The 15,113-nt window shown below is 64.9% G+C and carries 14 protein-coding genes; 7 read left to right on the plus strand and 7 right to left on the minus strand.

Going from position 1 to position 15,113, the window contains the following annotated elements:
• Nucleotides 1-71 precede the first annotated feature (71 nt).
• The 3 genes from zwf to lhpH all read right to left on the minus strand — a co-directional run bounded on the left by zwf (nt 72) and on the right by lhpH (nt 3,681).
• On the minus strand, nt 72-1,553 hold the full coding sequence (gene zwf / locus AC1ECK_RS24310) for a glucose-6-phosphate dehydrogenase (RefSeq protein ID WP_480323589.1): 1,482 nt from the start codon (nt 1,551-1,553) through the stop codon (nt 72-74).
• A gap of 143 nt (nt 1,554-1,696) precedes the next feature.
• Complete coding sequence (gene lhpI, locus AC1ECK_RS24315) at nt 1,697-2,644, minus strand: bifunctional Delta(1)-pyrroline-2-carboxylate/Delta(1)-piperideine-2-carboxylate reductase (RefSeq protein WP_480323591.1); 948 nt, start codon at nt 2,642-2,644, stop codon at nt 1,697-1,699.
• 29 nt (nt 2,645-2,673) lie between these two features.
• Nucleotides 2,674-3,681 carry a trans-3-hydroxy-L-proline dehydratase gene (gene lhpH, locus AC1ECK_RS24320; protein WP_480323593.1) on the minus strand — a complete coding sequence of 336 codons (1,008 nt, stop codon included), beginning with the start codon at nt 3,679-3,681 and terminating at the stop codon, nt 2,674-2,676.
• Nucleotides 3,682-3,861: 180 nt separating this feature from the next.
• Here lhpH and AC1ECK_RS24325 point away from each other — a divergent pair, with 180 nt between their 5' ends.
• Both AC1ECK_RS24325 and AC1ECK_RS24330 read left to right on the plus strand, forming a co-directional pair.
• A complete protein-coding gene (locus tag AC1ECK_RS24325; RefSeq protein ID WP_480323595.1) occupies nt 3,862-4,578 on the plus strand; it encodes a FadR/GntR family transcriptional regulator in 717 nt (238 codons plus the stop codon).
• A gap of 165 nt (nt 4,579-4,743) precedes the next feature.
• Nucleotides 4,744-4,956, plus strand: a complete 213-nt coding sequence (locus AC1ECK_RS24330) for a hypothetical protein (protein WP_480323597.1) — start codon at nt 4,744-4,746, stop codon at nt 4,954-4,956.
• A 101-nt stretch (nt 4,957-5,057) separates the two neighbouring features.
• Here the strand turns inward: AC1ECK_RS24330 and AC1ECK_RS24335 are convergent, their stop codons facing one another.
• The gene (locus AC1ECK_RS24335) at nt 5,058-5,699 is read right to left on the minus strand and encodes a C39 family peptidase (protein WP_480323599.1); all 642 of its coding nucleotides are present in this window, start codon (nt 5,697-5,699) and stop codon (nt 5,058-5,060) included.
• Between the two features lie 346 nt (nt 5,700-6,045).
• Here AC1ECK_RS24335 and AC1ECK_RS24340 point away from each other — a divergent pair, with 346 nt between their 5' ends.
• Nucleotides 6,046-6,900: a helix-turn-helix domain-containing protein gene (locus AC1ECK_RS24340; RefSeq protein ID WP_480323601.1), complete on the plus strand. Its 855-nt coding sequence runs from the start codon at nt 6,046-6,048 to the stop codon at nt 6,898-6,900.
• A 121-nt stretch (nt 6,901-7,021) separates the two neighbouring features.
• On the opposite strand, the gene AC1ECK_RS24345 is transcribed toward AC1ECK_RS24340, so the two are convergent.
• The 3 genes from AC1ECK_RS24345 to AC1ECK_RS24355 form a co-directional block, all read right to left on the minus strand.
• Nucleotides 7,022-8,851, minus strand: a complete 1,830-nt coding sequence (locus AC1ECK_RS24345) for an ATP-binding response regulator (RefSeq protein ID WP_480323603.1) — start codon at nt 8,849-8,851, stop codon at nt 7,022-7,024.
• Entirely contained in the window at nt 8,821-9,321 is a 501-nt protein-coding gene (locus AC1ECK_RS24350) for a putative pterin-binding protein (RefSeq protein WP_480323781.1), read from the minus strand. Before AC1ECK_RS24350 ends, AC1ECK_RS24345 begins: the two co-directional genes overlap by 31 nt.
• A gap of 238 nt (nt 9,322-9,559) precedes the next feature.
• Complete coding sequence (locus AC1ECK_RS24355) at nt 9,560-11,224, minus strand: ATP-binding domain-containing protein (RefSeq protein ID WP_480323605.1); 1,665 nt, start codon at nt 11,222-11,224, stop codon at nt 9,560-9,562.
• 175 nt (nt 11,225-11,399) lie between these two features.
• Here AC1ECK_RS24355 and AC1ECK_RS24360 point away from each other — a divergent pair, with 175 nt between their 5' ends.
• From AC1ECK_RS24360 to AC1ECK_RS24375, 4 genes are all read left to right on the plus strand, one after another.
• Nucleotides 11,400-12,026: a glutathione S-transferase family protein gene (locus tag AC1ECK_RS24360; RefSeq protein ID WP_480323607.1), complete on the plus strand. Its 627-nt coding sequence runs from the start codon at nt 11,400-11,402 to the stop codon at nt 12,024-12,026.
• A gap of 1 nt (nt 12,027) precedes the next feature.
• Nucleotides 12,028-12,723, plus strand: a complete 696-nt coding sequence (locus tag AC1ECK_RS24365; RefSeq protein WP_480323609.1) for a glutathione S-transferase family protein — start codon at nt 12,028-12,030, stop codon at nt 12,721-12,723.
• Between the two features lie 26 nt (nt 12,724-12,749).
• The gene (locus AC1ECK_RS24370; protein ID WP_480323611.1) at nt 12,750-14,375 is read left to right on the plus strand and encodes a tetratricopeptide repeat protein; all 1,626 of its coding nucleotides are present in this window, start codon (nt 12,750-12,752) and stop codon (nt 14,373-14,375) included.
• Between the two features lie 77 nt (nt 14,376-14,452).
• Entirely contained in the window at nt 14,453-15,091 is a 639-nt protein-coding gene (locus AC1ECK_RS24375) for a Fur family transcriptional regulator (RefSeq protein WP_480323613.1), read from the plus strand.
• Nucleotides 15,092-15,113: the final 22 nt, after the last annotated feature.

The following is a 15,113-nucleotide window of genomic DNA, read 5'->3' on the forward strand; positions in this document are numbered from 1 at the left end:
TGCTCGTCGCGCGCCGGGCGGCGATGCTTGCCTCGTGGAACAGCAAGCGTCACCGCCCGGGACAAACCGACTTACTGCGACTCTTCCGCCCAAACGGTATTTTCCCGCGCCATCAGGGCCGTAGCAGCCGCCGGGCCGAACGTACCGGCCGTGTAGCTGCGCGGCCGCTCGCCCGACTTCTGCCAGCCGTCGAGGATCGGCTCCGCCCAGGCCCAGGCCGCTTCCAGTTCGTCGCGGCGCATGAAGTGCGTGAGACGACCGCGAATCACGTCGATCAACAGACGCTCGTACGCTTCCGCGCGCCGCTCGGTGAAGGCCTGCTGCAGGTCGAGATTCAGGTTCACCGGCAGCATGTGCATGCCGCTGCCCGGCTCCTTCGCCAGCATCTGCAACTGGATCGATTCTTCCGGCTGGAGCTGAATCACCAAACGGTTGCCGTAGTGATGCGGGCCGCTCGGAATGATCGAGAACGGCATTTCGGAGAACTCGATAACGATCTCCGACACCTTCTTCTGCATCCGCTTGCCGGTGCGCAGGTAAAACGGCACGTTGGCCCAGCGCCAGTTGTTGATCTGCGCGCGCAAGGCGACGAAAGTCTCCGCGCGGCTGCTGGGCGGCACATTATCTTCCTCGAGGTAGCCCTTGACCGCCTCGCCGTCCACTGCGCCTGCGGTGTACTGGCCGCGCACGGTGTCACGGGAGATATCTTCGGGTGTCATCGGACGCAGCGAGCGCAGCACCTTGAGCTTTTCGTCGCGCACCGCGTCCGGATCGAGCGACACCGGCGGCTCCATGGCGACGATGCACAGCAGTTGCAGCAAGTGGTTCTGCACCATGTCGCGCAACGCGCCGGTCTTGTCGTAGAAGCCCGCACGGCTACCCACGCCGACGCATTCCGCTACCGTGATCTGCACGCTCTTGATATACGGCGCCTGCCACAGCGGGCCGAAAATCGCGTTGCCGAAGCGCAGCACCATCAGGTTCTGCACCGTTTCCTTGCCGAGGTAGTGGTCGATCCGGTAGATCTGCGCTTCGCTGAAGTGCCGGCCGACGTCGTTGTTGATCTCCTTCGCCGACGCGAGGTCGTGGCCCAGCGGTTTTTCCAGCACCACGCGCGAGTGCTCGTCGACCAGCCCCGCCGAAGAGAGGTTGTCGCAGATATGCGTGAACAGATCCGGCGAAGTCGCGAGATAGAACACGCGCCGCACGCCGGGACGCGAGACCTCCTTCAGGTGCTGATAATCCTCGATCGAGTCGACGTCCATGCGCACGTATTCGAACAGCGCCATGAATTTGTCCCACGCGGTCGCATCGAAGGCCTTCTTTTCGATGAAGGGTTTGGCCTTCAATTCCATGAATTCGCTGATGTATTCCTCACGCGACCACGGCTTGCGACCGATCGTGATGATGCGGGTTTCCGGCGGCAGATTGCAGTGCAGATGCGCCATGTATAGCGCGGGGAGCAGCTTGCGAAACGACAGGTCACCCGTGCCGCCGAAGATGATCATGTCGAGCGGCAGCTCGGGGGTGGCAGAAGCGTGTTGGGTAATCATAGCGCGGTGTCACCGTCGTGAAAGGCGTCGATCAAGGGCAAAAATGCCGGGGGACCGGCATTTTCTGAGAAACGCCTATGGTGCAACGTTTTTGGATTGTTTGCACGCGGCGAGCGGCTGACAGCCTCGAAAAAATTGCAGCGTCAGGCGCCCTGCAAAGCACGGCGCGCCACCCGGCAGGCGCCGAGGTCCCATGCCGCACAGCCGACGCTCTTGAATAGCACGGGCGTGCTGGCCGCCGGCGGCGCCACGGTACCGTCAACGACTGCCGCAATCCCGGTCACGTTTGCCCAATCGACACCCGCCTGAATGAAATCGCCCGCTTCGTGCCGGGCGCCCGCCAGATCGTCGACGAACAATGCGCTGCCGTGCACGGTGCTCGCCCCGATCTCCAGCATCGCCGGCGTGAACGCGCCGACCCCGATCACCAGGCGCTCGGCACGCGGCGCTTCAGCGTAGACCGCCTGCCTGCTGGTGGTGAGGGCGATCACCACATCCACCGAGCCGGGCACGTCCGCTTCCGCGAGCGGCTGCAGATGCCGGGCCTTACCACGGTGCGTATCGCAAAACGCCTGGGCCTTGGCCGGCGTACTGCCCTGCACGTGCACCAGCGCCTCGGGAAACAGTTCGCCGATCGCCTCCAGATGGTTCGCGGCCTGGGTGCCGGTGCCGATCAGCAAAAACTCGCGCGGCGCCGGGCGGCCCGACGCCGCGCCGTGGAAGGTTTGCACGCCGAGCATCGAGATGGCCGCGGTACGCCGCCCCGTCACCGTCGGGCCATCGAGGATGAAGAGCGTCGCGCCGCTATCCGGGTCGAACGCCATCACCTGGCCGTGGATCGTGGGCAAGCCGCGCGGACCGTTGGCCGGACACACGTTGACCAGCTTGTGGATGGCGAGGTCGGGCGCCGTGGCCGGCATCGAGAGCATCACGCCGCCCTCGTTGAGCGGCACGACGAGCCGCTCGGGACTCGCGATGCGTTGCTGTGCGTAATCGACTAACGCGCCTTTGAGCGCCTCCACCAGTTCGGCGTAGGGCGTGAGCCGCGCGGTGGCGGCGGCATCGAAAATCGGCGTGGCCGGCTGGGTCATGGGCAGGTTACTCCGTCGACGTGCGCCGTTTAGCGCACGAGAAAACCATACGTTAGCGGATCGCGTTCGTCGACGATCCAGTTCGCGAAGCCGCAAATATGCGCGTCGCCCTCGATTTCAGGAATCACCGCGTCGAAGCGCTCGAGTTTCGTTTCGGACAGCACGCGGCCGCGAAAAATCGTGCCGATCACCGATTCGTTGACGAGCGTCTCGTCGCGCGCCAGCTCGCCGCGCAGATACAGTTGCGCGACCCGTCCCGCCGTACCCGAGCCGGTCGGCGAGCGGTCCACCTCGCGGTCGGCGAAGACGCAGCAATTGGCCTGGGTGGACCCGGCATGACGTGGCGCGTTGTCGATAATGGTGCCGTAGATATGGTTGATTTCGGGGATGTGCGGATGCACGACCTTGAATGCTTCGTTGGCCGCGCGCTTCACTTCCGCCCCGAACTGGATCAGGCGGCCGACTTCGGCCTCGCGCACGTTCAGATCGAACGGCTTGCCGGAAGTGTAGAAATAGAACGCGCCACCGAAGGCGATATCGCCGGTCACTGCGCCGAAACTCGGCGTCTGCACGGTGACGTCGCGCTGCCAGATGAACGAGGGCACGTTGACGAAGCGCACGCTGCCCGCATGATCGCCATCCCATTTGACGAAGGCTTCGATAAAGCCGCATGGCGCGTCGATGCCCACGCGGGTCTCCGGCTCGGTCCGCTCGACCCAGCCGAGCGCCACCGCCGCGGTGGCCAGCGCGATCACGCCGTGGCCGCAATGATCGCTATAGCCTTCGTTGTGGACGAAGATGATGCCGAAGTCGGCGCCCTCGCTCACCGGTTCGGTGAGATAGCCGCCATACATATCCGCATGGCCGCGCGGCTCGAACATCAGCGCGCGGCGCAGATGGTCCTGATGTTCCTTCAGCCAACTGCGCCGCTCGACGATCGTCTTGCCGGGAAACCTGGGCAGTCCGCTGGTGACGATCCGGAACGGTTCGCCGCCGGTATGCACTTCAACCGTGCTGATGACGCGATTCAATTTCATAGCGCTTGCCGAGCCTCTCGCGCGTGCGGCACAACGGCCGAAAATGCTTCGATATGAACCATCCTGTCGTCTCCATCTGTTTTATACTGGATCAAAATGTAGGCCACATTTGGTTTTACATCAACCAGTTTCAATATTCATGAAGCAATCTGGTTCGAATCAGGAGCACCTGTTCCCGCCATGGAAAACACGTTTCGCCCGAAGCAGATTTACGAGCAGGTCGCCGAGCGGATTCGCGCCGAGATCCGCAGCGGCCAGTTCGCCGCGGAAGCGCGCCTGCCCTCGGAGCGCGAACTGGCCGCACACTTCAGCGTAGGACGCCCGGCGGTGCGCGAGGCGATCGGCGCGCTGCAGAATGAAGGGCTCGTGATCACGCGGCGCAACTCGGGCACCTACGTCTGCGCGGATGCGCTGCAGCGCCTGGCCGCCGCACCGCTCGCATCCGCCTCGCTCGCCGATCCGGACTTCAGCCCGACTTCCACACTCGATGTGCGCCTGATCCTCGAGCCTGCCATCGCCCGGCGCGCGGCGGCGCATGGGCAGCGCGACGAACTGGCCGAGCACTATCTTGCGCAGATGGATTCGATCGTCGACCTGAGCGACCCGGAGCAGCGCGTGCTCTGGAACAACAGCGACCGGCTGTTTCACCGGCAGCTTGCGATGATGACGGGCGACGCGCTACTGGTGAAAATCGCCGACGAAGTGGCGAAGACCATGGACCAGCCGCTCTGGAAGCGGCTCAAGGACGACGGCATTTACGATGCCGGGCGGATCCGGCTGTACGTCTCGGAACACCGCTTGATCTATGAGGCGATCGTCGGCGGCGATGCCGACGCAGCGGCCTTCTACGTCGAGCAGCACATCATGCGGGTGCGCCGCGATATCGCGCCGAAGTGAGGCTGGAGACGAGGCGGCCGCGCGCCGGGGGCGGATCGACCGGAGCCACGCGCCGGCCGGACAAAAGGAATTTTTGCTGCACCGCACACCGTGAATTTTGAAAAGGTGATAATGGCTAATACCTAAGTATTTACCCTTATCTCAAACATTCACACAGGTGCTGCGATGTCCAGTCAATCCACTTCGTCCCGCGCCGTTCCTGCCACCGTCCGCCCGCAGGCGGCTTCGCTGCGCGCGACGATCGGCCGTCTGGCGGGCCTGATATGGCGCTCCTCCGAGCGTCACAGCCTGTATCAGGCGATGCTGCCCGCCGGCCACGACGAGAACCAGCCGGACGCCCTCGCCCAGCCGCTTCGGCAAACCACCGCTCAGCATTGATTCGCGGGGCCGGCGGCGCACCGCGCACCTGTCCCCTCAGCAGAAACCGGGCTCGCATCGCCGCCCGCCGGCGCAGTTGTCCCGGCGCAACCCCGCGCCGCTCAGCGAGCCGCGCGGGTCAGCGTCAAGCCGCGTCCCGCGTAAAAACGCGCCACGGTCGCAAACGGCAGATAAACATCGCTTTGATACGGCGCGATGCCCGAAGGATTGTGAAACCACACGCCCTCGGCATCGCGCCCGTGCAGCAGGATCAGATGGCCGCCGCGCTGCGCGTTCGGCGTATCCGGATAGCGAATTTCCGCACTCACCGAAACGATCGCCAACGTGTCGCGATCGAGCCGCGCCGCGATTTCCTCGAGCGTGACCTCGGGCAGCACCTCCACCCGCAAGCCGAAGGCGCGCCCGGCCCAACTGGCGAACGGCCGGTAAATCAGCCCGTCGACGCCGCCGTCTTCACGCATCCGGTACACCTCGTGGCGCAGCGCTTCGTCGAGCAATGCGGCGCGCGGCGCATGCGCGATGCCCCAGAAGTCGAGCGCCGATTCCAGGCAGGTCAGGCCGCACAGGCGCGGCGCCCAGAAGCGGTAATGGTCCGGCTCGGTAAAGCCGCTGCGTTGCCATGCGGGGTCGTCGCAAGGATCGGCGGCGTCCTCGACGATAGGCCGCACCCAGTCGGGACTGCCCCATTGCGAGTAATACGGCACACCGGTATGGCGCAGGATCTTGTCTTTAATGAAGGGCATCGGGTTCACTGGAAAGGTGTTCGCAAAATCAGTCGCGCTATGCTCCCATGAAAGACCACAATGAATCACACTTCATTACAAGTCGCTCCCACTTTCCTCGGTAAAATACGCCACGCGGATATGGCTTAGCCCCGCTGCCCAACCGGCTCGGGGCGCCTGCTCGGGCAGACCCGCGGCAGATCCTCGCGCGGCTCCACAAAAGCAGCAACGCCGCGTTTTTTTGCTGTACATTTGCTCTCCCATGCGTGGCCGGTCGGCTCGCAAAGAAGGCGATGCAACGCATCGCCATCCAGCCTTATCGCGTCCTTCACCCGATACATTTATAAAGACGGACCTCCACGCAAGCATGGCCAACGAAGCAACCTCACCTGACTCCATCGCAGTCGCGGAACGCGTGCGCGAGTTGATGAGCCGTCACGGCATTGGTAAGCGGCAACAGACCACAGAGTTGTGCCGCATTCTCGACCTGAGTTTCTCTCAAGGGCACCGCAAGCTCCGTGGCAACAGCCCATGGACGCTGTCGCAGATCAAGAAGGTCGCCGAGGTGTTCAGCGAGCCGGCCGCGCAACTGTTCGGCGCGCAATCGCTCGACCCCGGCATGGTCGGCGCCATCGCCCAGGAAGCGGTGTTCTCCATCGGCGGCATCGAACTCGCCTGCACCGCCTGGGTGGGCGCCGCGCTCGAACCCGGCAGCCGCCCCGAATTCGTCGCCTATTCGAAGCAGGGGCAATGGCGCGTCACGCGTCACGATGGCGCGCTCTATCAAAGCGCCTTCGAAGTTCACAAGATTGAAATCTATCCGCGCCGCGCGGAAGCCGACAAGCCGTTGATCGCCGTGGTCGACGACGACCAGGCCTCGGCCGACAACCTGCGCGACTATCTCGAGCGCAGCGGCTTCGCCGCGGTGGCGATGTACGGTCTGGCGGCGTTCGTCGAGCAGTTGCAGACCCAGGTATTCGACGGCGTCGTGATCGACTGGCTGTTCGGCACGCAGACTTCCGCAGCGGCGATTCGCGCCTTGCGGGCTTCGGAAAATCCTGACGCACCGGTCTTCGTGCTGACCGGCGAACTGCTGACCGGCAAGGCCAGCGAGTCCGAGATCAGCGAGATCATCCGCGACTACAACGTGGCGTGTTACGAAAAGCCGGCGCGCATGGCCATTCTGGTGGCCGATCTTTCGAAGCGTCTGAACCGGGCTTAGGTGCTTCCGTGCGGCGCTTAGGCCGGTAATTCGGCGGCCGGTTCGGCCAACGCGCCGCGCACGAAGCCAGCGCTCAACCCGGCCATCGAGCCGCGCACGAAGCCAGGCGTCAAGCCGGCCATCAAACCGTGCTGCGCGCGGCCAGCGCCCGCTGCAGCGCGCCGCGCAGTTCTTCGTAATGCACCGGCTTCACCAGATACCCGAAGAACGGCGCCGTGTCGGCCAGCGGCGCTTCCGGCGCATACGCGCTGACCGCGATCACCGGTGCGCCCGACGACGGTCCGCTGCGCGCGCTGAATTCGGCGAAGAACGCATAGCCGTCCTGATCCGGCATATGCAGGTCGAGCAACAGCACGTCGCAGCGCCGCAGATCGAGCCACGCGAGGGCGTCTTTGGCATTCGCCATGGCGGTCGGCTCGTAGCCCATGTGCGTAATCATTTCCCACAGCGATTCGCGAATCAGACTGTTGTCGTCGACGATCAGCACCTGCGCGCGCTCGCCGTGCTGCGCGCGCGCCGCCATGACATCGGGCGGCACAGCCGGCTCGACCGGCCCCACCGGAATCGTCACGGTAAACGTCGTGCCCTCGCCCACCTTGCTCTCCACCGCGACGCTGCCGCCGAACAGCTTCAGCAGCCCCTGGACAATCGCGAGGCCCATGCCCGCGCCCTCGAAACGCCGCGTGCGCGAACCGTCGAGCTGGGTGAACTCCTTGAACATCAGCGGCAGTTGCTTGGGCGGCACGCCCGGCCCGGTGTCGCTCACCACGATGGTCAGCACCGCCAGCCGTTGCACCAGCCGCACCCGCACCGAACCCTTCTCGGTGTAGCGAATCGCATTGGTCACGAGGTTGCTGACAATCTGGCGGATCCGGTGCGGATCGGAGTCGACCCGGCCGGTCAAGCCGCTCGCCTCGCTTTCGAGCGCGAGCCCACGGGCGAGCGCGGCCGGCGTGTGCTCGTCGACGATCGACGCCAGCAGCTCGCGCGGCTCGAATTGCTCGTAACGCAATTCGAGCTTGCCGGCGCCAAGCCGCGCGTAGTCGGTGAGGTCGCGCATCTGCGCTTCGAGGTGCCGCGCGGCGCTTTCGAGCCGCTGGATCACCTTGCGGTCCGCTTCGGACTGGAAGTTGAAGCCGAGCAGTTCGATCGACGACACGATCGCATGCAGCGGCGTGCGCAGTTCGTGGCTGATCATGCCGAGAAAGGCGTCTTTCGCAAGACTGGCCTCGCGCGCGGCGCGGGTCGCCTGATGCTCCGCTTCGAGCGCGGCGCGCTGCTGCCGGATCAGACGGCTGCGGCGCCGCCCGTTCACCACCAGCAGCAGCGTGGCCGCGGCCGACAGCAGCACCAGCATGAGCCCGGCGGCAAACAGCATGCGCCGCTTGTCGATAAAGTCGCGGCTGAGCGCTTCGCGGTCGGCGACGTCGGCAAAGCGGCGCGTCAAGGCGAGATCGTTGACCTCCTGCCAGTGCGCGCGCAACTCGGCAACGATATGGTCCGCGAGGCGCGGGTCCTGCGGTAACGTCTCGACCTCGGGCGCAAGCTTGTCGAGCATTTCCTCGAGCGAACGGATTTCGCCCTGCTGGCGCTGCAGCAACGCAAGCTGGCTCTCCAGCATGCGCGTCGAGCCGGCCATCACGTGCAGCTTCGACTGCAGCACTTCATAGCGTAGCTGCAGCCGCGGATAATCGGCATCGGTGCCGGCGCGGTACAACAGCAACTGGTTCTCCAGACGCGCGTAGGCGATCTGCAACTGCGCGGCGTCCCAGTAAAAACCGTCGTACGTGCCTGTCAGCAACTGCGTGGAGCGCGGGTTGAGCAGATTGGCGTACATCAGGTAGCCAATCGCTCCAACCGGCGCGGCGAGCGCCGTGACCCAGACTGCCGCGAGCAGCCAGCGCCGCAGCCGGTGCGGCATTACTTGACGATCAAGCCCTTGATTTGCCATACAAATTTCGAGTCCGCGTCGGCGCCTGAGAGTTCCGTGGGGAAGGCGTCGCGCGGATAGATAATAAACAGCGGTCCGAAATCGCTGACCTTTAAACGCTTGCCGTTCATGCTATACGCGACGATGACCCCGTAGCGATCGCAATCCGACACGGGAATGGTCTCCGTATAGTCATCGAGCGTGCGCACCTCGATCTGGCTGCCGTGCGCCCCGGCCAGCTTCAGGATATCCGCGAGCAACGGGCCTGAAAAGGTCGAGCGCGGCGTCCATGCCGTCGACGTGGTGATCGAATGAACCGGCAGTGCCAGAAGCTGCGCTTCCGTCATGTGATAGACCTTGTGCGCCGGGTCGTTGATCGTGGTAATCGCGCCCGTCACGTCGAGCGAGAGCGGAGCGGCCTGGGCGAGCCCCGCCCCCAGCGCCATGGCGAGACACACGATCCAGCGCGCGCCTTTCTTGTAGTAGTGCATGTCAACGGCCTTTTTCATCTGTTTTATTGTTTTGTCGCGACCCGCCTTCGTGCAACTGTCCCGTCTCCTTCCGATAACCTGCGCGTAAGCGCAGATATAGAAGGTGTCGCCAGGCCGGTCCCGACACGTCCTTCTATCGGCCATCGCATCGCTCTCTGCGCGTGATGGCCAAACCGCCCGCATCATATCGCCAAACGCCGGCGCTGCAAAAAAACCGCGCGGCGCGCCCTGACACGGCTCACGGCTTGCCGTCCGCGAGCCGCAGATGGCGCGCCGCGCGCTGCGAAGCCACTACGATCAGCTTCATGGTCGCGCGCGTGGCGCCGACGAACAGCTTGCGGGCGCTGCGCTCGTCGAAGGTGTCGAAATCGACTTCGGTCAGGATCACGCAAGGCGCCGATTGGCCCTTGAAGCGGTAGATCGACTCCAGCAGCACATCGCCCTCGCGATACTCCGGGTTGCCGAACAGGTCGTACTTGCCGGTGAAGCTGCGCAAGCGGTGCGGCCCGAGCTGATCGAGCGCGCTCAGCACCGAGCCTTCGCGGCCGCGAAACGACAGCACCGCAATGTCCTGCTTGCGGAACCCGAGCGAAAGCGCTTGGGTAATCGCGCGCTTGGTGGCGTCGATGCAGCCTTCGGCCGCTTGCGTGGCGTCGTAAGCGGACAGCGACAGGTCGGAGCCGTCGAACGGGCTGCCCGATGCGAGCGCCGCCGCCAGCGGCACCTCGGCGCCCACCACGTCGCGCACGTAGTCGAGAATGTCGCGCGGGCTGCGGTAGTTGGTGGTCTCCTTGAGGGTGGTCCAGCCCGGCAGATCGACCGGCGCGCGCATATAGAGATTCTGCAGCGGGTCTTCCAGCCACCACCACGCCGCGCCGGGACGCAGCAGCCGTTCGAGCGCGGCAACCCACGGCTGCTGGAAGTCCTGCCCCTCGTCGACGATCAAGACATCGAACTGCCAGCGCGCGTCGATCGGCGTGCCGGCGAAGATCTGTTCGAGCTGCTCGAAGATATCGGCGGCCTGGAAGTCGGGTGTGCGCCCGCCGTCGCGGGCAATCCAGTCGCACAACTGGTGATAGTTCGCCACTTTCGCTTCGGCCGGCGCCACCCGCGCAATATGGTCGGCAAGCGGCCGGTTGAAGCACACGTACAGCGGCCGCTGGCCGCGCGCCACCGCATCCTTCATCACCTGCACGGCCAGTTGCGTCTTGCCGGAGCCGGCCGTACCGGCCACCCGCAGACGGAACGGCGTGAACTCGAGCCGCCGCGCCCATGTGGCGAGACCGCCGGCCAGACGCGTGACGAGGGTGCCCGCCTGACCGACCAGCGCGCTGGCGTCGGGAGTCAGCGCCAGTTCGTCGGCGAGAAAATGGTGAATCTTCGAGGCGCAGGCAAGCTGCGGCTCGTCGGCCGGCAGCGCTTCGCGGATGACGGCGGCAAGCTGCTGCTTGCGGCTTGCGTCGACGATCCGCGCCGGGTTGACGCCGGCAATCGCCGTGTCCTTCACGACGTGATCCGGACAGTACAGCAGTTCCTCGATGAAATAGGTGCCCGCGCCGAAGGCCGCGGTAAAACGCCGGTGCATGCCTTCAATGGTCCGCGCCAACGCGATCGCCACATTGCGTTCGGTCTGCAGGTAGACCTTGACGAGCCCCTTGGGCGTCTCGCGCAGAAAGCCGGTTTTCTGCTCGACGATCATCACACGCCCGGACGGACCGACAATCACGAAGTCGGCTTCGCCGAACACCGAAAAGCTCTGGTTGAGCCGCGTCCAGTGCACCCCGTGATACACGGTGTAAGCGTCGGGCAAGGCGCTTTCCAGCAGCGCGAGGGTTTCTCGTTCGCGCGCCGCGGCGCCGGTGGCGGCGAGATTCTTCCATTCGTCGGGGACAATGCGGGCCATGCGATGCCTCGTCATGTTCGGGTGCGTCCATTGTACGCAACGGCCGCGCCTGTCCGGCATCGGCCAAACGGCCGATGCAAGATGACTTACAGGCCACAAGCCGCTTCGTGTATCGTTACCGGTTGAACGCCGCGCCCACGTGCGGCTTGCCAACCATGAACAGAGGATTTACCGGATGATTACGATCTGGGGACGCGCCAATTCAGTCAACGTCCAGAAAGTGTTGTGGTGTTGCGACGAACTCGTGCTGCCGTACGAGCGCATCGATGCGGGCATGCAGTTCGGCCGCAATAACGAGCCGGAATATCTGGCGATGAATCCCACCGGCCGCGTTCCGACCCTGGTCGACGGCGATTTCGTGCTATGGGAATCGAACTCGATCCTGCGCTATCTGGTGATGCAATATGCGCCGGCAAGCCCCCTCTATCCGCACGAACCGAGGCAGCGCGCCAGCATCGACCGTTGGCTGGACTGGACGCTGTCCACGCTGCAACCGGCCGAGCGCCCTGTGTTCTGGGCCCTCGTGCGCACGCCGGCCGCCGAGCGCGACATGGCGAAGCTCGCCAGCGACTTCGCCGCCGTCACGCTGCTGTGGAAACTGGTCGACACGCATCTGCAAGGCCGCTTCTTCCTCGAAGGCGAAAATTGCACGCTGGCCGATCTCGTGATCGGCGTCTATGCGAAGCGCTGGCTCGGACTGGAAGGTGTCGAGCGGCCGTCGCTGCCCAACCTGGAGCGCTGGTACTCGCGCCTCGCCACCCGCAGCGGCTTCAAGAAATACGTCGACTTTCCGCTGACCTGAAATGACCATTACGCTCTACGCCTGGGGTACGCCCAATGGCCGCAAGGTCAGCGTCGCCCTCGAAGAAATGGAACTGCCGTACACGGTGGTTCCGGTCAACATCGGCAAGGGCGAGCAGTTCCAGCCCGAATTCCTGCGCATCAGCCCGAACAACAAGATTCCGGCCATCGTCGATCCGGATGGCCCGGTTGCGGGCGGCAAACCCGGCGCACCCGGCGGTGCAGACGGTGCAGGCGGTGCAGGCGGTGCAGGCGGTGCGCCGATCAGCGTGTTCGAATCGGGCGCAATCCTGCTCTATCTGGGCGAGAAAACCGGCAAATTTCTGCCGGCCAGCTTGCGCGAACGCGTTCCGGTGCTCGAATGGCTGATGTGGCAGATGGGCGGCTTCGGTCCGATGCCCGGCCAGGTGCACCACTTCGCCGCGCTCGAAGCGGAAGCCGATCGCCGCTACGGCCTGAAGCGCTTCTCGGACGAAACCCATCGGCTCTATGGCGTGCTCGACCGGCGGCTCGCGGAGGTGGAATTCGTCGCAGGCGAACTCTCCGTGGCCGATTTCGCGATTCTCGGCTGGGCCTGGCGGCACGAACGCCATAAGGTCGACCTCGCCAGCTATCCGAACGTGCAACGCTGGTACGAGACGCTGTTCGCACGGCCCGGCGTGCAGCGCGGCTTTGCGGTGAACCTGAGCGGCGTATGAAGGCGCAAGACCCCGCAGCATCGGACATGAATCAGAACATCGCAACCACGCTCGCCACGGCACAGCAGAAATTCAGCGCCGGGCATCTGGCCGAAGCGGCCGACCTGCTGCACGGCATCCTGCTGCTGCAACCGGACCACGGCGAAGCGCTCGAAGGGCTCGGCTATATCGCCGCCAAACAGGGCGACCCTCAGCGCGCCGCCGACTATGTGACACGCGCGTTGCAAAACATGACCGCCTCGCCCGAGCAGATCTACTTCGCCGCGCACGTCTGCCAGTTGGCAGACCGCCACGCTGAAGCAGTCGAACTGTTCGAGCGCTGCCTCGCGCGCGTGCCGGATCACGTGCAGTCGTTACACGAGGCGGCGCTCTCGCTCGCGAAGCTCGGCGAAAACGAACGCGCCCTGCAGTACTTCGAGCGCCTCATCGCACGCCATCCGCAACTCGCCGAAGTGCATTACAACAAGGGCAGCCTGCTCGGCGCGATGGGCCGCTACGAGGAAGAGCTCGCGGCGTACCGCAAGGCGATCGCCATCAAGCCGAACTTTGGCCAGGCCTATGTCAATGTCGGCGTGGCGCTGCGCGATCTGCACCGTTTCGACGACGCCCTGTTGCAGTTCAAGAAGGCCCTCTCGATCGATCCGAACGATGCCGGTGCACGCACCAATCGTGCGCAAACCAACCTGTTGCTCGGCGAATTCGAGCATGGCTGGCGCGAGTACGAATGGCGCTGGCGCGACGGCACGGCCAGCCACGGTTTCGATCCGGCAACGCTTTGGACCGGTACGCAGGCCATTGCCGGCAAGACAGTGTTCGTCCACCACGAGCAGGGGTTGGGCGACACGCTGCAATTCGTGCGCTTCATCGGCCGGCTGAGCACCGCCGGTGCGCGCGTGGTGCTGCGGGTGCAGGACGCGTTGCTGCCGCTGCTGCGCGGGTATCCGGGCGTGGCCGAGGTGATCGGCGAAAGCGCGCCGGTGCCGCCGTTCGACTACCACTGTCCGACGATGAGCCTCGCGTTCGCGCTCAAGGTCCGCGCCGCCGACCTCGCTGGAGCGGCTCCGTATCTGGACGCCGACGCCGCCAGCATCGCGCAATGGGACACACTGTTCGAAAGCACGCACGGCAACGGGAGTGGCGCAAGCAGCAGCGACGAGAATGGCCGCGCCCGCCGGCCCCGCATCGGTATTGTGTGGTCCGGCAACCCGGGGCATGTGAACGACCGCAACCGCTCGATCCCGCTGTCGCAGCTCGCCGCGCTGTTCGACGCGAAGGCGACCTCGCAGGCAATCTTTGTCTCGCTGCAAAAAGCCGTGCGCGACGCCGATCGCGTGAGCTTCGACCCGCTCGTGCAACACGGCGCGCTGCTCGACGTGGCCGAGCGCCTCGACACCTTCGCGGACACCGCAGGACTCATCGCGCAACTCGACCTCGTTATCAGCGTGGATACTGCCGTCGCACATCTGGCGGGTGCGCTCGGCAAACCGGTCTGGATTGCCCTGCCGTTCACGCCCGACTGGCGCTGGCAACTGCAGCGCAGCGACAGCCCGTGGTATCCGGGGGTGCGCCTGTTCCGGCAGACCGTGCGCGGCGACTGGAGCCACGTCGTCACGGAAATCAGGGCTGCGCTGGATGCCTGGCGAGGCGCCTGAGCAGAAGTCGCGGCGCATCCCATAGAGTGGACGCCAAGCCTGTCACGCCGAATCGCGATGGACCTTATAATCGGCTTATGAAGAATGCAAAGCCCTCCGCGGTCGCCGCTAAAACCGCCCCAGCCAGAGAAACCACCGCGCGCGATAAGGCGCGAGCCGGTGCGCACGACCATCCGCATGCCCATGCGGACGAGCGTGCTCACGGCCACGAACCTGACGATGGGCACGCTCACGCCGCAACGCCTGAAGCCGCGCTGGTGCTGGCAGAGGAATATTGCCGCGAACGCGGCGAGAAACTCACGCCGATCCGGCGCAAGGTGCTGGAACTGCTGCTGACTTCGGGGCGCGCCACCAAGGCGTATTCGCTGCTGGACGAAATGCGCCAGATCCACCCGGGCTCCGCACCGCCCACGGTCTATCGGGCGCTCGATTTCCTGCTGTCCGCGGGACTCGTGCACCGCATCGAGTCGATCAACGCCTTCACCGTCTGTCACGACCTGACGCAATGTCAGCACGGCATTCTGGTGGTGTGTCAGCAGTGCGGCAACGTAACCGAGTTGCATCAGCCGAAGCTGCGCCAGGTGCTGGTGGCGCAGATCGAAGACGCGGGCTACCGCCTCGCCAGCGAGGAAATCGAACTGAAAGGCTTGTGCTCCGCATGCCAGGCCGCCGAAGCGGAAGCGGCCGGAGCGGCAGCCGCAAGCGGCGGCGCCTGACCCGTCAGGTCTGGTCAGCACG

The sequence above is a fragment of the Paraburkholderia sp. SSBN10T genome, assembly GCF_056619545.1.